At 51.9% G+C, this 270-nt stretch carries 1 pseudogene; it reads left to right on the top strand.

Annotated features, from left to right (window positions below):
• A pseudogene (potC, locus tag SB822_RS57380) lies at window positions 1-270 on the top strand (spermidine/putrescine ABC transporter permease PotC); the annotation flags it as partial.

Here is a 270-nt window from a genome sequence, read left to right on the forward strand (position 1 = left end):
CACTAACAATGGCGGTGTTTTCGGCGACGTTTGCTACGCTTATCGGTTCACTGACGGCAGTTGCGCTGTACCGTTATCGCTTTCGCGGTAAGCCGTTCGTTAGCGGAATGCTGTTTGTGGTAATGATGTCACCAGATATCGTGATGGCAATTTCGCTGCTGGTGCTGTTTATGCTGCTGGGTATTCAGCTTGGCTTCTGGTCGCTGCTGTTCTCGCATATCACCTTCTGCCTGCCATTTGTGGTGGTGACGGTGTATTCGCGCCTGAAAG

This window comes from Paraburkholderia sp. SIMBA_054 (assembly GCF_046534875.1).
Taxonomy (GTDB): domain Bacteria; phylum Pseudomonadota; class Gammaproteobacteria; order Burkholderiales; family Burkholderiaceae; genus Paraburkholderia; species Paraburkholderia hospita.